The 15072-nt window shown below is 66.1% G+C and carries 16 protein-coding genes; 4 read left to right on the top strand and 12 right to left on the bottom strand.

Going from position 1 to position 15072, the window contains the following annotated elements:
- Positions 1–75: 75 nt before the first annotated feature.
- Positions 76–1308, top strand: coding sequence for an acyl-CoA dehydrogenase family protein (locus tag CWS35_RS00130; protein WP_100950097.1), 1233 nt, complete (start codon positions 76–78; stop codon positions 1306–1308).
- 160 nt (positions 1309–1468) lie between these two features.
- Here the strand turns inward: CWS35_RS00130 and purD are convergent, their stop codons facing one another.
- From purD to CWS35_RS00150, 4 genes are all read right to left on the bottom strand, one after another.
- Entirely contained in the window at positions 1469–2752 is a 1284-nt protein-coding gene (purD, locus tag CWS35_RS00135) for a phosphoribosylamine--glycine ligase (protein ID WP_100955919.1), read from the bottom strand.
- A 98-nt stretch (positions 2753–2850) separates the two neighbouring features.
- Positions 2851–3150 (bottom strand): transcriptional regulator, encoded by a 300-nt coding sequence (locus tag CWS35_RS00140; protein ID WP_024581136.1) that lies wholly within the window; start codon positions 3148–3150, stop codon positions 2851–2853.
- 3 nt (positions 3151–3153) lie between these two features.
- Complete coding sequence (locus CWS35_RS00145) at positions 3154–3705, bottom strand: hypothetical protein (RefSeq protein ID WP_100950099.1); 552 nt, start codon at positions 3703–3705, stop codon at positions 3154–3156.
- On the bottom strand, positions 3702–4244 hold the full coding sequence (locus tag CWS35_RS00150; RefSeq protein ID WP_100950101.1) for a DUF2306 domain-containing protein: 543 nt from the start codon (positions 4242–4244) through the stop codon (positions 3702–3704). The genes CWS35_RS00145 and CWS35_RS00150 overlap by 4 nt, the downstream gene beginning before the upstream one ends.
- Before the next feature lie 149 nt (positions 4245–4393).
- On the opposite strand from CWS35_RS00150, the gene xseA reads away from it, so the two are divergent.
- Positions 4394–6013, top strand: a complete 1620-nt coding sequence (gene xseA, locus CWS35_RS00155) for an exodeoxyribonuclease VII large subunit (RefSeq protein ID WP_100950103.1) — start codon at positions 4394–4396, stop codon at positions 6011–6013.
- Between the two features lie 215 nt (positions 6014–6228).
- Here xseA and CWS35_RS00160 read toward each other — a convergent pair whose 3' ends face one another.
- The gene (locus CWS35_RS00160) at positions 6229–7059 is read right to left on the bottom strand and encodes a dienelactone hydrolase family protein (protein ID WP_100950105.1); all 831 of its coding nucleotides are present in this window, start codon (positions 7057–7059) and stop codon (positions 6229–6231) included.
- 186 nt (positions 7060–7245) lie between these two features.
- On the opposite strand from CWS35_RS00160, the gene CWS35_RS00165 reads away from it, so the two are divergent.
- Positions 7246–7473, top strand: a complete 228-nt coding sequence (locus CWS35_RS00165) for a DUF2093 domain-containing protein (protein ID WP_024581141.1) — start codon at positions 7246–7248, stop codon at positions 7471–7473.
- A 14-nt stretch (positions 7474–7487) separates the two neighbouring features.
- Here CWS35_RS00165 and lpxK read toward each other — a convergent pair whose 3' ends face one another.
- The 6 genes from lpxK to CWS35_RS00195 all read right to left on the bottom strand — a co-directional run bounded on the left by lpxK (position 7488) and on the right by CWS35_RS00195 (position 13072).
- A complete protein-coding gene (gene lpxK, locus CWS35_RS00170) occupies positions 7488–8510 on the bottom strand; it encodes a tetraacyldisaccharide 4'-kinase (RefSeq protein ID WP_100950107.1) in 1023 nt (340 codons plus the stop codon).
- A complete protein-coding gene (locus CWS35_RS00175; RefSeq protein ID WP_029879097.1) occupies positions 8503–9837 on the bottom strand; it encodes a 3-deoxy-D-manno-octulosonic acid transferase in 1335 nt (444 codons plus the stop codon). The genes lpxK and CWS35_RS00175 overlap by 8 nt, the downstream gene beginning before the upstream one ends.
- Positions 9800–10513, bottom strand: coding sequence for a lysophospholipid acyltransferase family protein (locus CWS35_RS00180; protein ID WP_100950109.1), 714 nt, complete (start codon positions 10511–10513; stop codon positions 9800–9802). The genes CWS35_RS00175 and CWS35_RS00180 overlap by 38 nt, the downstream gene beginning before the upstream one ends.
- Entirely contained in the window at positions 10510–10758 is a 249-nt protein-coding gene (locus CWS35_RS00185; protein ID WP_016848023.1) for a DUF4170 domain-containing protein, read from the bottom strand. Before CWS35_RS00185 ends, CWS35_RS00180 begins: the two co-directional genes overlap by 4 nt.
- A gap of 129 nt (positions 10759–10887) precedes the next feature.
- The gene (locus CWS35_RS00190; protein WP_100950111.1) at positions 10888–11697 is read right to left on the bottom strand and encodes a 3'(2'),5'-bisphosphate nucleotidase CysQ; all 810 of its coding nucleotides are present in this window, start codon (positions 11695–11697) and stop codon (positions 10888–10890) included.
- On the bottom strand, positions 11684–13072 hold the full coding sequence (locus tag CWS35_RS00195) for a TldD/PmbA family protein (protein ID WP_100950113.1): 1389 nt from the start codon (positions 13070–13072) through the stop codon (positions 11684–11686). The genes CWS35_RS00190 and CWS35_RS00195 overlap by 14 nt, the downstream gene beginning before the upstream one ends.
- A 275-nt stretch (positions 13073–13347) precedes the next feature.
- Here CWS35_RS00195 and CWS35_RS00205 point away from each other — a divergent pair, with 275 nt between their 5' ends.
- Entirely contained in the window at positions 13348–13872 is a 525-nt protein-coding gene (locus CWS35_RS00205) for a DUF6101 family protein (RefSeq protein ID WP_100950118.1), read from the top strand.
- A gap of 257 nt (positions 13873–14129) precedes the next feature.
- Here the strand turns inward: CWS35_RS00205 and ubiA are convergent, their stop codons facing one another.
- Positions 14130–15062 carry a 4-hydroxybenzoate octaprenyltransferase gene (gene ubiA / locus CWS35_RS00210; RefSeq protein ID WP_024581148.1) on the bottom strand — a complete coding sequence of 311 codons (933 nt, stop codon included), beginning with the start codon at positions 15060–15062 and terminating at the stop codon, positions 14130–14132.
- Between the last annotated feature and the right edge of the window lie 10 nt (positions 15063–15072).

The following is a 15072-nucleotide window of genomic DNA, read 5'->3' on the forward strand; positions in this document are numbered from 1 at the left end:
GCGTTGCCGCTGGCTTGGGTGGGGTTTATGCCATCGGGAAGCCCAGCCAACAACAACGTGAAACGAGGAAGTGCCATGTCGATCGACTTCGAGATTCCCGCCGAAGCCAAGGCGATCCGCGAGAAGGTCCGCAAATTCGTGCATGACGAGTGCATTCCGGCGGAGAAGGAACTCGACACCAAGCCGCTTGCCGAGGTGCTGGGACCGCTGCGCAAGAAGGCCCGCGCGCAGGGCCTGTGGTGCCCGTTCGTGCCAAAGGAGTATGGCGGTATGGGCCTCGGCCCGCTGGCCAACGCGCTGGTGCAGATGGAGCTCGGTGAGAGCATGCTCGGCGCGCTCTCGATGAACACGCAGGGACCGGACGATGCCTCGATGATGACGATCCTGGCACACGGCACCGAGTACCAGAAGGAAAAATTCCTCAAGCCGCTGCTGAACGGCGAGAAGCGCATCTGCTTCTCGATGACGGAGAAAGCGGCGGGCGCCGACGCCACCGGCATGCAGACCACGGCAGTGAAGGACGGCAACGAGAACTACATCCTCAACGGCGAGAAATGGTTCTCGTCGTCGGCGAGCGTCGCCGATATGGCACTCGTGATGGCGAAGACCGATCCGAACGCGCCGCGCCACAAGCAATATTCGACCTTCATCGTCGAGCTGCCCAACCCCGGTTACCGCATCAAGCGCAACGTCGCCAACATGGCGATCGAAGGCCCGCATGACGACGTGATCCATGGCGGTCATTCCGAGATCGAGATCAAGGACCTGAAGGTGTCGGCCGACAATCTGCTCGGTGGCGAAGGCAACGGCTTCAACATGGGCCAGCACCGCCTCGCCTACGGCCGGCTGCGCCACGGCATGCACAACGTCGCCAAGGCGCAGCGCGCGCTCGACATGGCGGCAGCGCACGTCACCAAGCGCTCAACCTTCGGCCAGTTGCTGGCGGACCGCCAGGCGGTGCAGTTCATGCTCGCCGACTGCGCCAGCGAGCTCTATATCGGCCGGCTGATGCTGCTGCACATCGCCTACAAGGCCGAGAAAGGCCTCGACATCCGCCAGGAGAACTCGATCGCCAAGATCTTCCATGCCCACATGGTGCACAAGGTGATCGACACCGCGATCCAGCTCCACGGCGCGCTCGGCTTCAGCCAGGATACGCCGCTGGCGAAATGGTACACCCAGGTGCGCTCGCAGCGGCTGGTCGACGGACCGGATGAAGTGCACAAGTGGAAGATCGGCAAGAACGTCATCAAGGCGTTCCGCGAGCACGGCACCACGGCGTCAGCGGCGGGCGGGGACTTGCTCTAATCACCGCCATTGCGAGCGAAGCGAAGCAATCCACTTCTTCACACCGGGATAGATGGATTGCTTCCGCCTTCGCCAAGGCTTCGGCGGACAAGTCGTCGCGGAGCCTGTCATCGGGCGCGCGTTCGCGCGACCCGTTGGCTCCTCGCAATGACGACGCGGGTTAGGCCTTCGGCTTCTCCACCTCCACCGCCTGCCAGGCGATGTCGCGGCGGCAGAATCCGTCGGGCCATTTGATGCGATCGACGGCCTGATAGGCGCGGTCGCGCGCCTCGGTGACGGTCTTGGCCATCGCGCAGACGTTCAGCACGCGACCTCCGTTGGCAAGAACCGCACCGTCCTTGGCCACCGTGCCGGCGTGGAAGATCTCGACGCCCTCGACCTTGGCGGCATCATCGAGGCCGTCGATCCGGGTGCCCTTGGCGTAGTCGCCGGGATAACCCTTCGCGGCCATCACCACGGTCAGCGCCGGGTCCGGGTACCAGCGCAGATCGAAATTCTTCAACTGCCCGTCAATCGAGGCGAGCAGCGCCGGCACGATGTCGGACATCATCCGCAGCATCAGCACCTGGCACTCGGGATCGCCGAAGCGGACATTGTACTCGAACAGTTTCGGGCCCTGCGCGGTCAGCATCACGCCGGCATAGAGCACGCCCTTGAACGGGATGCCGCGACGCTTCATCCCGGCGACCGTCGGCAGGATGATGCGGGCCATGATCTGGTCGTGGATTTCAGGCGTCACGAACGGCGTCGGCGAATAGGCGCCCATGCCGCCGGTGTTCGGCCCCTTGTCGTGATCGAACACCCGCTTGTGGTCCTGCGCGGTGGCGAGCGGGATCGCGGTCTCGCCGTCGCACAGCGCGAAGAAGCTGATCTCGCGACCTGAGAGGAATTCCTCGATCACGACCTCGGCGCCGGCCGAGCCGAACGCGCCCTCGAACATCATCGCGACGGCGGCTTCAGCTTCAGGCAAGGTTTGCGCCACCACGACGCCCTTGCCGGCGGCGAGCCCGTCGGCCTTGACCACGATCGGCGCGCCCTGGGCGCGGACATAGGCCAGCGCATCGCTGGCGTTGTCGAAGCGGCGATAGGCGCCGGTCGGAATGTCGAACTCGTTGCAGAGATCCTTGGTGAACCCCTTGGAGCCTTCGAGCTGCGCGGCCTGCCTGCTCGGCCCGAACGCCTTGATGCCGACATCAGCGAGATTGTCGACGATGCCGGCGGCGAGCGGCGTCTCCGGACCGACCACCACCAGATCGACCGCGTTGCGGCGGCAGAATTCGATCACGGCAGGATGATCGGCGACGTCGAGCGCGACGCACTCGGCCTCGCGCGCGATCCCGGCATTGCCCGGCGCGCACCAGAGTTTCGTCACCAGCGGAGATGCGGCGATCTTCCACGCCAGCGCATGTTCGCGGCCGCCGGAACCAAGCAGGAGGATATTCATCGGATACAGGCTCAAAAGGGTGCAAGAGCTGTGTCGGTCGCACGAATCCCCGCCGGCCTGCAAGGGGCGACGGGGCCGATTCCCCCGTCATTCCGGCCTCACGGCTGCTTGCCGGCGATGATCTCTTGCAGGGTCGCGACATGGCGGGCAAAGGCGCCGCGGCCGGCCGCGGTCGCGGTCACCGTGGTCTGCGGCTTCTTGCCGACGAAGGCCTTGTCGACCGCGACATAACCGGCCCTGGCCAGGGTCTCGATATGGGCGCCGAGATTGCCGTCGGTGGCGCCGGTCAGCTTCTTCAGCCGGGCGAATTCGAGCCCGGTCGAAAGCGGCAGCGCGTTGAGCGCCGCCATGATCCGCAACCGCAGCGGCTGGTGAATGATCTCGTCGAGCTCGGCCATCGTTCAGATCCGGCGCATCCAGAGCCCGCCGAGGATCAGTGCGCCGCCATGCGCCACCGCCATCCACAACAGCAGCGCCGGACCGGCGTGGAAGTAGGCGGTCACGATCAAGGCGCTGCTGCACAGCGCGATGACGATGAAGGCGTAGCCGAACCACAGGCCGGCGAGCGCATAGAACAGCAGCGTGAAGAGCGGCCAGAACACCAGCATCTGGCGCGGCCCGAAATGGCCCAATACCGCCGAGCAGAAGATGCCGAACGCAATGAACAGCAGGAACGCGACCAGCAGCCGGAGCGCGAAGACGCCCGCCCCCGGACCGAAACCGCTGAACGCTGCGATTGCGATCGAGCCTGCGATTCCGATGAGATCGACCACGGCCCAGATCGTATAGCCCTGCGGCGGCCATGTATGGTTGGCGAGGTAGCCCACGAATACCAAGACGCCCCACATGATGATGATGAGACTGGCGTTGTGATAGATTCGCGACTGGCGGACGCGCTGCACGACGTCGTTGATGTCGTTCAGCGCCGCACTGGCCTGCTGGCTGTCGATCATGACGGGACTCCACTCTGCTGGGCGAGTTCAGCGGCAGGCGGGGGTGTTTCCGCCGGTGGCCGATGCCTTCCGATCAGGACAAAGGCGATTGCCATCGTCACGACCGACAGGGCGAACGAGGTCAGCCCGACCTGCCCGCGCGTCGTCAGCGGCAGCACCCGCACCGCGATTTCAGTGGCCGCAGCCGACATCAGCGACACGTAGGACCACGAGATGAAGTAGTAGTGCTGCAACCGCCAGTTCGCCGGCCGTGGGCTGCGCAGCAGCGGAACAACCGCCAGCACGATGCAGATGAAGTTCGCGATCGCGCCGACATGGAACAGGTTGAAGGCGCCGGTGAACCGATAGACCAGCATCGCGGTCCCGTCGGCGACCAGCATGGCATAGACGTAGAGATAGCCGCGCGCCCGGTGGCCCGCGCCGCGCTTTGGCCGCAGGAACTGGATCAGCCCCACAGCGATGCACAGCATCGCCAGGAAGGCATGGACCGCGCCGGCCGCGGAATGGACGAAACTCGCCAACGTCACCTGCGGGAGCATCGGTCAGCCCTCCAACCAGATTGCCATTTTCGCATCAATAGAGAACTCTGTATCACAGAGTATAGGAACAAGCAAGCCCGCGCATTGGCGATGACGGGCAAAAGTCCCTACGTTGCGCTGAAGCTCACAAACAGCCGAATCACCTGCAAATGACTGCTGCCGCGCCAAATCTCGTCAACGCGCCCGAATTCACCGTCTCGGAAATCTCCTCCGCGCTGAAGCGGACGGTGGAGGACCGGTTCGGCCATGTCCGCGTCCGCGGCGAGATTTCGGGATTTCGCGGCCCGCATTCCTCCGGCCACTGCTATTTCGCGCTGAAGGACGAGAGCGCCAAGATCGAGGCGGTGATCTGGAAGTTCGCCCATGCAAGGATGCGCTTCAAGCCGCAGGAGGGCCTCGAGGTCATCGCCACCGGCAAGCTGACCACCTATCCGAACTCCTCGAAGTACCAGATCGTCATCGACTCGCTGGAGCCGGCCGGCGTCGGCGCCCTGATGGCGCTGATGGAGGAGCGCAAGAAGAAGCTCGCGGCCGAGGGCCTGTTCGACGAGGCCCGCAAGCAGCTATTGCCCTGGCTGCCGGAGGTGATCGGCGTCGTCACCTCGCCGACCGGCGCCGTGATCCGCGACATCCTGCATCGCCTCGAGGATCGCTTTCCCCGCCGCGTGCTGGTCTGGCCGGTCAAGGTGCAGGGCGACGGTTCCGCCGAGCAGGTCGCGGCCGCGATCCGCGGCTTCAATGCGCTGCCGGAGGGCGGCCGGATTCCGCGGCCGGATCTGTTGATCGTGGCGCGCGGCGGCGGCTCGCTGGAGGACCTCTGGTCGTTCAACGAGGAGATCGTGGTCCGCGCCGCGGCCGACAGCCATATCCCGCTGATCTCGGCGGTCGGCCACGAGACCGACATCACGCTGATCGATTTCGTCGCCGACAAGCGCGCGCCGACGCCGACTGCGGCCGCCGAGATGGCGGTGCCGGTGCGCAGCGAATTGTTCGTCGAGGTCACGGGCCTCGCCCGCCGCGTCATGGTGTACTGGCAGCGCGCCCAGGAGGCGCGCCGTAACGAGCTGCGCGCCGCCGCGCGCGCGCTGCCGGCGGCAAACGAATTGCTGGCGATCCCGCGGCAGCGGCTCGACCATCTCGCAGCCGGGCTGCCGCGCGGGCTGAAGGCCAACACGCACGCGCATTTCCGCCGTTTCGCAGCGTCGAGTTCGCGGCTCACCATCGGCGTGCTGCGCGGCCAGGTCGCGCATGCGCGACAGCGGCTCACCGCGTCAGGTGAGCGCATCACGCTGTCGGCGCGCGCGCTGCTGCATCGCCGGCGGGAGCGCTTCAACGGGCTCGAGATCCGGCTCAAGGCCTCGAAGCTCGCCAATGCCAAGGCCCAGCGCACCGCGATCGCCCGCGATCTGGAACGCACCCACCGCCTCGCCGAGCGCGCCCGGCGCGCGCTGCTGACGACGATGCAGCGGCTGGAGGCGCGCGTCGCCCACCGTGGACAGCTGCTGTCGGCGCTGTCCTATCGCGGCGTGCTGGCGCGCGGCTTCGCGCTGGTGCGTGACGAGCACGGACACGCACTGCACTCCGCCGCGGCGGTCGGCCCCAGTGCCGGCCTCTCGATCGAGTTCGCCGATGGCCGCGTCGCTGCGACCGCGAGCGCCGATCAGCCCGTCGCGACGGTAACGCCCGAGACCCAGCCGAAGCCGCGTGAGGCGAAGCCGGCGGCGCCGAAGCGCGCCACCAAGCCGGTCGATCAGGGCAGTTTGTTCTGATGCGGGATGCGTTTTGATTGAATCGGCTTGGCACGGTCTCGGTTCACCTCTCCCCGCCGGGGAGAGGTCGGATTGCGAAGCAATCCGGGTGAGGGCTCTTGCTCCCTCGATAGACCGTACCCCCTCACCCGATTTGCTACGCAAATCGACCTCTCCCAAGGGAGAGGTGAGTTTTCGATGCCGATCCAGCGCAACCTAATCTGATCGTGCGCAATCTAGCGCGATAGCCACTCGGCGACCTGCTTCTGCGCGTCCTTGCGCGCATCCGCATCGGTGCCGACGTGACCGCGCTCGGTGATCTCGGCATCGGAGGCCGCGATCGCATGCAGCGGCAGATTGGCCCGGTCGAAGTCGTGATAGGCCTCGGGATAGACCACGATGCGCGCCAGCGCACTGCGGCCGCGCGCGCCATCGACCATCTGGTGGCAGGCCGATGATGACGTGACATCGTCGCGCGCGCCGATCAACACCAGCGTCGGCACCCGCGCGCTCCAGCCGAGACCGAACGAGGTGCGGCAATCCGGATAGAACGCGACCGCGGAGCGGAAGTCCGGCTCGACGTTGCGCGACCACATCTGCGGCCGCACCGCCCACAGCAAAGCGGCGGCGCCATTGCCCCAGCCGATCAGGCTGATGCGGCTCTTCGCCACCCATTTCTGCTGCACCAGCCACTGCCGCGCCGCGTTGATGTCGGCGACCCGCGCGCGGCGGGTCTGGACCTGATGCTCCCTGATGCGGCATTGCGGCCCGAGCTCGCGCGAGCCGTAGCTGTCCGGCAGCAGCACCGCATGGCCCGACGTGAGCAATTGCTCGGCCCAGTCGCGATAGCGCGGCAGCACCGGCTCGGAATGGCCGGCGAGGCCGCCGCAGCCATGCAGCGCGATGACCGTCGGGAACGGCCCATCGCCATCGGGCCGGTAGAGCTGCGCGCGCAGCGTGAGGTTGCCTTCGGGAATCTCGACCTGATGCGGGGCCGGCAGCGGCGACGCAGCGGCGGCCGGCGCGGCCAGCATGGCGAGGCACATGAGAACAGACTTGATGCGCATCCGATCCGGCCGGCTCGTTATGGCGCTGCAAACACAGCGGACCATGGCTGCAACGCTACCATGCGCCTCTGCCGCCAAATCATCACAAGTCGGTGGTTTACCGGGCGGACATGACACCCTATCTGTGATAGACGGCTTCATGAACATCCAGATAGCCTGGTGCGAGGCAAGGCGGAGAGCTCAAACGTGCTGAACAAGTTCGGTCCCTCGGGCCATGGCGAAGCGCAGGTGCAATATCTCGACGGCGATTTCCGCGTGATCTCGCCCGGCACCTTCGTGCGTTGTGCCATCACCGACGTCCGGATCCCGCTCGACGAATTGAAGTACTGGAGCGTCGACCTGCAGGAGGCCTACGCCACGCCGACCGCCGTGCTGCAACGCCATCATCCCGCCGTGCTCAAGTCGCAGGCCTGAACCCAACACGACGTTCATTTGCGCGACCTGCCGTCCCGCGCCTTGAACAGCCGATCGCTCACCAGGCGCCGCAGCGCGCCGGCATCCTCGAATTGCAGCGTCACCGCGAACGGGACGATCGGCTGCGCCCAGGCCGGCATCCCCTGCGGACCACGCAGCCGTGCCAGATCCTTTTCCGTCGTCACCAGCGTCAGTCCGTCGCGTCGCGCGTCGGCGACGAGCTGCTCGATCTCGCCCTTGGTGAAGGCGTGATGATCGGCGAAGGCCACATTGCGCACGACGTCGATGCCACTTGCGCGCAGCGTGTTGAAGAACCGCGCGGGATCGCCGATCCCGGCGAAGGCGAGCGCACGCATCCCGCTCAGCGCCGCCAGCGAGGCCTGGTCCGGCTTCAGATGCGCTGACAGCACCGGCTTGCCACGGGAGGCGAGATCGGCCGCGATGGTCCGCGCCGCATCGCCCCCACCGACCACGATCAGCGCGTCGGTCCGTTCCAGCTGCGGCGACAGCGGCGCGCGCAACGGGCCGGCCGGAATCACGCGGCCATTACCGATGCCGCGCGTGCCGTCGATCACGATCAGACAGCAATCCTTCGCCACCGACGGGTTCTGGAAGCCGTCATCCATCAGGATCACGCTGGCATTCTGAGCCCGCGCCAGCGCCAGCCCCGCGGCGCGGTCGCGCGACACCACGACCGGCAATGTCGCCGCCATCATCAGCGGCTCGTCGCCGATATCGGCCGCCGTGTGATTGTCGCGATCGACCTTCACCGGTCCACTGATGCTGCCGCCGTAGCCGCGGCTCAGCACCACCGGCCGTTCGTCGAGCTCGCGCAGCAGTTTGGCCAGCGCCAGCACCGTCGGCGTCTTGCCGGCACCGCCGACATGATAGTTGCCGACGCAAATCACGGGAATGCCGGCATCGACGCCGGGGCGCCGCATCCGCCGCGCGGCGACCGCGCCGTACAGCGCGGCAAGCGGTCTCAACAATTGCGATGTCCAAGACGACGGCCGGTGCCAGAAGGCCGGCTCACGCATTGGCGGCTCCCATCTCGAGCCGCAACTGCAACAGATAGGGCTCGAGAGCGGTCAGCGTATGTTCCAATGCGCCGCCGAGCTGTTCGACGACGCGCTCGGAGGCGGCCAGCGACGTGTCGCGCGATGCGGGATCGGCAAGGAACTGGCCGAGCTGCTTGACCAGCGCCTCCCGATCATCGGCGTGCCGTGCCCCGCCGGCGCGATCGAGCGCCGCATAGACATCGGTGAAATTGAACACGTGCGGGCCGTGCACGATCGCGGCGCCGAGCTTGATCGCCTCGATCGGATTCTGGCCGCCATGCGCGACCAGCGAGCCGCCCATGAACACGATCGGCGCGAGACGATAGAACAGGCCGAGCTCGCCCATCGTGTCGGCGACATAGATATCGGTGGTCGCAACCGGCAAATCCTCGCGCGAGCGCAGGCCGGGACGCAGGCCGGCCTCCGTCACCAGTTGCGCGACCGCCTCCCCCCGATTGGCATGCCGCGGCACGATCACCGTGAGCAGCCCGGGGAAGAATTTGACGAGCGACTTGTGCGCCTCGATCAGGATCTCTTCCTCACCGGGATGGGTGGAGGCCGCAACCACGATCGGTCGGCCGCGCGTCACCGACATCAGCCGCTCCAGCTTGGCTGGATCGGCCGGCGGCGCCGCGACGTCGAGCTTGAGGTTGCCGGTGACCACGACGTTGTGGCTGCCGAGCGCGGCAAACCGTTCGGCGTCGGTCTGCGACTGCGCCAGGCAGATGTCGAACCGACCGAGCAACGCCCCGATGGTGTTGGAGACCCGGCGCCAGCGCGGGAACGAGCGCTGCGACATCCGCCCGTTGATCAGCACCATCGGCAGCCGCCGCGCGGCGCTCGACAGGATCAGGTTCGGCCACAGGTCGGACTCGATGAACAGCGCCAGCGACGGACGCCAGTGATCGAGGAAGCGCGCGACATAGCGCGGCGAGTCGTACGGCACGTATTGATGGATCACGTCGGGCGGAAAGCGCTTGGCCACGATCGCGGCCGAGGTCACCGTGCCCGAGGTCAGCAGGATGCGCAGGTTGAGCGCACGCAGCCGCTCGATCAGCCCGGCCGCCGCCAGCACCTCGCCGACGCTTGCGCCGTGGATCCACACCAGCGGCCCCTGCGGCCTGGTATCGGCGCTGACGCCGCGCCGTTCGCCGACGCGTTCGGGATCTTCCTTGCCGAGCTTCAGCCGCCGCTTGATCAGGGCAGGCGCGAGCGGCACCATCGCGGACGACAGCTTGCGGTACACGCGCAACGTCATCGGGAGCGAGCTAGCCAAGCGCTGCCTCCGGCCGCCCGACCGCTGCATAGGCGCGTCGGGTCGCTTCGTTGAGAAGGTCCTCCACGTGCTGCCGAAGCTTTTCCATCGTCGCGGCATCGGCATCGGGCGGCACATAGACCGGCTCAATACCTACCACTGCGCCGCGCCCGAATGGCAAATTGATGGTGGTGGAATCCCAGTTTTTCAACCGGATGAAGCGGCTGGTGACCATCGCGAACGGGATGATCGGCCGGCCGCTCTCCCGCGCCAGCATGATGGCCCCGAGGCCGGCCACCCGCGCCCGCTTCGGCACGTCGGCCGTGGTCGCCATGTTGCAACCGTCTTCCAGCGCCCGGACCATCTCCAGGAAGGCGCCGACGCCGCCCTTGCGATGGAACGCGCCGGAATGATCGCCGGACCCCCTGATGGTTCCGATGCCGAGCCGCTCGACCGCAAGCGCATTGAACTCGCCGTCGCGATGGCGCGAAATCAGGACCTTGGCGCGGTAGCTCTCCTTGGTCTTGATGAACGGCGTCATGAAGTGCTGGCCGTGCCAGAACACGAAGATCGCCGGCATCAAGGGCTCGACGATCCCGTACACGTCAGACGGCTGGTAGCTGAAGCGGTTGGTGTGCCAGACCAGCCGCAGATACTCGGCCGCAAGCACACCCAGCGCGCGCTGCACGACGGCGCTGCGCAGCAGATCGCGAAGAAGTCGTTTCAATGGGAATGCTTTGTGTCCTGCTCGGGATCGAGCAACCGGTGGAGGTGAACGACGAAATAGCGCATCTGGGCGTTGTCCACCGTCTGCTGCGCCTTCGCCTTCCAGGCCGCATAGGCCGTTGCGTAGTTCGGATACACGCCGACGATCTCGACCTCATCGAGATTCTTGAAGGTGTTGTGCTCGAGATCGGTCAACTCGCCGCCGATGACGAGGTGGAGCAGTTGTGGCTGGGCATTGTCTGACATGATGGTGGTTTTCCTAACGAGATGCCCGGCAAGGAAGTGAAGTCTTGGTCGTCACAAGTCTGTCGTCACAAGTCTGTCGCAACAAGTCTGGTCGTCACAATCGGAAGCGCGGAACGGATCGGCGGGGCCTCACGGCAATGGACGGTTGCGAAAATGCTCGACAATGCGTGCATGACGTTCGCGTCCTGCTGCCACCAGCACCCCATGCGTCACTTCCCGGCGATTATACTCAATCGCATCCCCCGAGAGCGCGGTCATCCTACCACCCGCTTCCTGCACGATCAAATTCGCGGCGGCAAGATCCCAGTCGCGGCTTTGCCCGCCCGCAAAGGCGGCGTCAAGTCGACCTTGTGCCACGCGGCACAGCCGCAAGGCCAGCGATCCGATCCGCGGATACAGCGTGATCTCGTCTGATGTCGGGCTCAGCCGCTGCACCAGCGGCTTCGGTCCGGCCATGCGGGGGAAATCATAATCGTCGCCGGTGGTGGCATGCACGGCACTGTCGTTCAGGGTCGCGCCCTGGCCGCGGGCGGCGAAAAAGAATTCCCCGCTCACCGGCGCATACACCGCCGCGAGCACCGGCGCGTTGCCTTCAACCAGCGCCACACTGACGCACCAGTCGTCGCGACCGGCGAGATAGGCGCGGGTACCGTCGATCGGATCGACGATCCAGGTGAAGCGCTTGCCGAGCCGGCCCTCGTTGTCGGTACTTTCCTCCGAGAGCCAGCCATAGGCCGGCGTCGCCGAACGCAGCTGTTGCTCCAGCAGGTCGTTGACCGCGATGTCGGCCTCCGAGACCGGCGAGGACGCGCCCTTGATCCAGTTCTTCAACTCGGTGCGGAACAGCGACTGCGCCAGCCGTCCCGCCTCCTGCACCGACTTGGTCAGCAAGGCGGCATCGCGCGCCTTGGTCCAGTCGTCCGTATCAGCGTCCGCCAAGCGTCAGGCCCTCGATGCGCAGCGTCGGCGAATTGACGCCGTAGCGGAACTCAAGATCATTGGCGGCGACCAGCGACTTGAACATCGGCAGCAGATGGCCGGCGATGGTCACTTCGCTGACCGGATAGGTGATCTCGCCATTCTCGATCCAGAACCCCGACGCGCCGCGGCTGTAATCGCCGGTCACGCCGTTGACCCCTGAACCGATCAGGTCGGTGACGTAGAAGCCCTGCTTGATGTCGGAGATCAATTCCTTCGGCGTCACCGCGCCCGCCTCGAGATGCAGGTTGTACGTTCCCGGCGACGGCGACGACGACACGCCGCGATGCGCATGCCCGGTCGTGACCAGGCCGAGTTCGCGTGCGGTCGCCGAATCCAGCACCCAGGTGGTCAGCACGCCGGCGTCGATCAGCGCCGTCTTCTTCACCTTGACGCCTTCGGCGTCGAAGGTCTGCGAACGCAGGCCGCGCACGCGCAACGGATCGTCGATGATGCGGATCTCCTTGGAGAACAGCTGCTCGCCGAGCTTGTCCTTCAGGAAGCTGGTCTTGCGCGCGATCGAGGCGCCGTTGATGGCACCGACCAGATGGCCGACGATCGAGCCGGCAACGCGCGGATCGAACACCACCGGCACCTTGCAGGTCTCGACCTTGCGCGGATTGAACCGCGCCACTGCGCGCTCGCCGGCCTTGCGGCCAACGGTCGTGGGTGAATCGAGATCGGACGCATGCGGCGCGCTGGTGAAATCGTAGTCGCGCTCCATGCCGGTGCCTTCACCGGAAATCGCCGTCGTCGAGATGCCGTGGCTGGAGCGCAAATAAGAACCGTGGAAGCCGGTCGACGTCACCAGCACCATGCCGCCAATGCCGGTCGAGGCCGACGCACCGCCGGACTTGGTGACGCCCTTGACGGCGAGCGCCGCCGCCTCGGCTTCGATGGCGCGCTGCTCGAGTTCGGCCGTGGTCGGCACCGTGCGGTCGAGCAGATCGAGATCGGGGAAATCATGCGCATGCAGCGCGGGGTCGGCCAGCCCGACATATTTGTCGTCGGGCGCCACGCGGGCCATCGCCACTGCGCGCTCGGCGAGCTTGGCGATGCCGTCGCCGCTGACGTCATTGGTCGAGACCACCGCCTGGCGCTGGCCGACGAACACCCGCAGGCCCACGTCATCGCCTTCGGAGCGCTCGGTCTCCTCGACGCGGCCGTCGCGCACCTCGACGCCTTGCGAGACGCCGCGCACCGCGATGGCATCGGCGGCATCGGCGCCGGCGCGCTTGGCGGCATCGACCAGACGTTGCGCGAGGTCGCTGAGCGCGGATTGATCGAACAGATCGGAGGTATCGCCGTGTCGCGATGCGGATGGTGAAGAGTTCACGAACGAATTCCTGCGGATTGAGGGGGGCCCGGAGCGAAGTCGACAGACCTCACCAGATGTGCCGGATTCACAAGGATTTCAAGCACTTTGCGCCGGCGGGCAACAAAGATTTGAGTGATCGGCGCAAGGCTTCGTCAATCATGCGGGCCAACCTCTTGTCAATCATGGCGCCAGGTGAGGAGCAATTAACCAGGCTTTTTAAGCTGAAACGGCCGTCGCTCGGCTAGGCTCTCACACATCGACCGGGAACATAATCCCGGCGGGGAGAGTAGGCTTTGAGGCGTCAAACACCAACAAGCGGAATCAATTCCGCCGGGTCGAGCTGCGCATTGCGGCTCGACCCTCTTTCCCTTCCGCTGAGCTTCCATGCGCAGGATTCGCGCGCGGATGGCGGCATGCGGCAGGTCGAGCTTCATCGCGAACATGTCGTGCTGCGCCGTGCCGTCCTCGGCATGCGGATGGCGGTCAATGTTCGCGTCAGCGATTTCCTGGGCGTCGCCGTACGCGGCATCGACGATACGCAAATGCTGGTGCTGGTTCACCGCGATCCCGCGCTCTCGATTCCGCTCGGCTCCAGTTCGGACGCCGACGAGATCACGTCCGCCTGGCAGATGTGGAGCGACATCTTCCGTCTGCCGCAACTGACCGAGCCGGCGCCGCGAATGCCTTCCCCGCGCCGCCGCCGCCGCAACGCGATCCGCGCCCGCCGCCCGAAATTCCTGGTCCGCCGCCGCGCCGGATTCCGCCTCAACGAAGCCAGCGTGCATCGCGACGAGCGCGAGATCATCGCGCGGGATTAGTTGCATCGCTCGAGATGCGGTCCACTCACCACATGATCGGTGTCGTCCCGGCGAAGGCCGGGACCCATAACCACCGATGCTGCTTGTTGTGTGATGCTGGAACGACGAGTCCCGTCAACAACACATGCTGCGGCGTATGGGTCCCGGCCTTCGCCGGGACGACACCGAATGTGCTGCACGGCCAGTGAACAAAACTTCGGCGTTCTCGCTACGTGAATCGCCCGACCTTTTGCAACGATCGCCCGGAACGACGAGAGCTACGCCGCGCGCAGCACCGCGTCGACGACCAGGCTCGCGAACAACATGAAGCCGGCGTCGCGGTTGGACTTGAAGATGCGCAGGCAGAGCGCGGGATCGCTGGTGTCGAGCCGGCGCACCTGCCAGGCCAGATGCAGCGCAAATGCCGCGAGGCCGATCCAGGCCGGCCAGCGCGCGCCGGCCAGCGCGAATGCGGTGCCGATCAACAGCACGGCGAGGCCATAGAAGATCACCAGCGCCCGATGGGTGCGCGCGCCGAACAGGCGGGCGGTGGATTTGACGCCGATCAGCGCATCATCCTCGGCGTCCTGATGGGCGTAGATGGTGTCGTAGGCGATCACCCAGGCGATCGATCCGGCATAGAGCGCGATCGCCGTGACGTCGATACGTTCGAGCGTCACCGCAAATCCCATCAGCGCGCCGTAGGAGAAGGCGAGACCGAGCACGACCTGCGGCCACCAGGTGATCCGTTTCATGAACGGATAGATCGCGACGATCGCCAGCGAGGCGATGCCGGTCATGACCGCGAAACGGTTGAACTGCAACAGCACCGCAAGCCCGATCAACGCCTGCACGACCATGAAGACCACGGCCTGCGTCACCGTCACCTGCCCGGCCGGGATCGGACGCGACCGGGTGCGCTCGACCTTGGCGTCGAGATCGCGATCGGTGATGTCGTTCCAGGTGCAGCCCGCGCCGCGCATCACGAAGGCGCCGATGAAGAACAGCAGGACGACGAGCGGCAGCGAGCGCACGTCATGCGCGACGCCGGCAGCGAGCGCCGCCGACCACCAGCACGGCATCAACAACAGCCAGGAGCCGATCGGCCGGTCGTAGCGCGCGAGCCGCAGATAGGGCCGCGACCAGACCGGCGCATGGGTATCCACCCAGTTGCCCGTGGAGTCGGCAACGCGGGCGGAAACGTCGCTCATGGCTGACCCA

The organism is Bradyrhizobium sp. SK17 (assembly GCF_002831585.1).
Classification (GTDB): Bacteria; Pseudomonadota; Alphaproteobacteria; order Rhizobiales; family Xanthobacteraceae; genus Bradyrhizobium.

Excerpts from the sequence above, each read along its gene's own strand:
- CWS35_RS00185 (WP_016848023.1), bottom strand. The coding sequence starts at position 10,758 with ATGTCAGACAATGCCCAGCCACAACTGCTCCACCTCGTCATCGGCGGC.
- CWS35_RS00150 (WP_100950101.1), bottom strand. The coding sequence starts at position 4,244 with ATGCTCCCGCAGGTGACGTTGGCGAGTTTCGTCCATTCCGCGGCCGGC.
- xseA (WP_100950103.1), top strand. The coding sequence starts at position 4,394 with ATGACTGCTGCCGCGCCAAATCTCGTCAACGCGCCCGAATTCACCGTC.
- purD (WP_100955919.1), bottom strand. The coding sequence starts at position 2,752 with ATGAATATCCTCCTGCTTGGTTCCGGCGGCCGCGAACATGCGCTGGCG.
- ubiA (WP_024581148.1), bottom strand. The coding sequence starts at position 15,062 with ATGAGCGACGTTTCCGCCCGCGTTGCCGACTCCACGGGCAACTGGGTG.
- lpxK (WP_100950107.1), bottom strand. The coding sequence starts at position 8,510 with ATGCGTGAGCCGGCCTTCTGGCACCGGCCGTCGTCTTGGACATCGCAA.
- CWS35_RS00175 (WP_029879097.1), bottom strand. The coding sequence starts at position 9,837 with ATGCAGCGGTCGGGCGGCCGGAGGCAGCGCTTGGCTAGCTCGCTCCCG.
- CWS35_RS00145 (WP_100950099.1), bottom strand. The coding sequence starts at position 3,705 with ATGATCGACAGCCAGCAGGCCAGTGCGGCGCTGAACGACATCAACGAC.
- CWS35_RS00130 (WP_100950097.1), top strand. The coding sequence starts at position 76 with ATGTCGATCGACTTCGAGATTCCCGCCGAAGCCAAGGCGATCCGCGAG.
- CWS35_RS00160 (WP_100950105.1), bottom strand. The coding sequence starts at position 7,059 with ATGCGCATCAAGTCTGTTCTCATGTGCCTCGCCATGCTGGCCGCGCCG.
- CWS35_RS00140 (WP_024581136.1), bottom strand. The coding sequence starts at position 3,150 with ATGGCCGAGCTCGACGAGATCATTCACCAGCCGCTGCGGTTGCGGATC.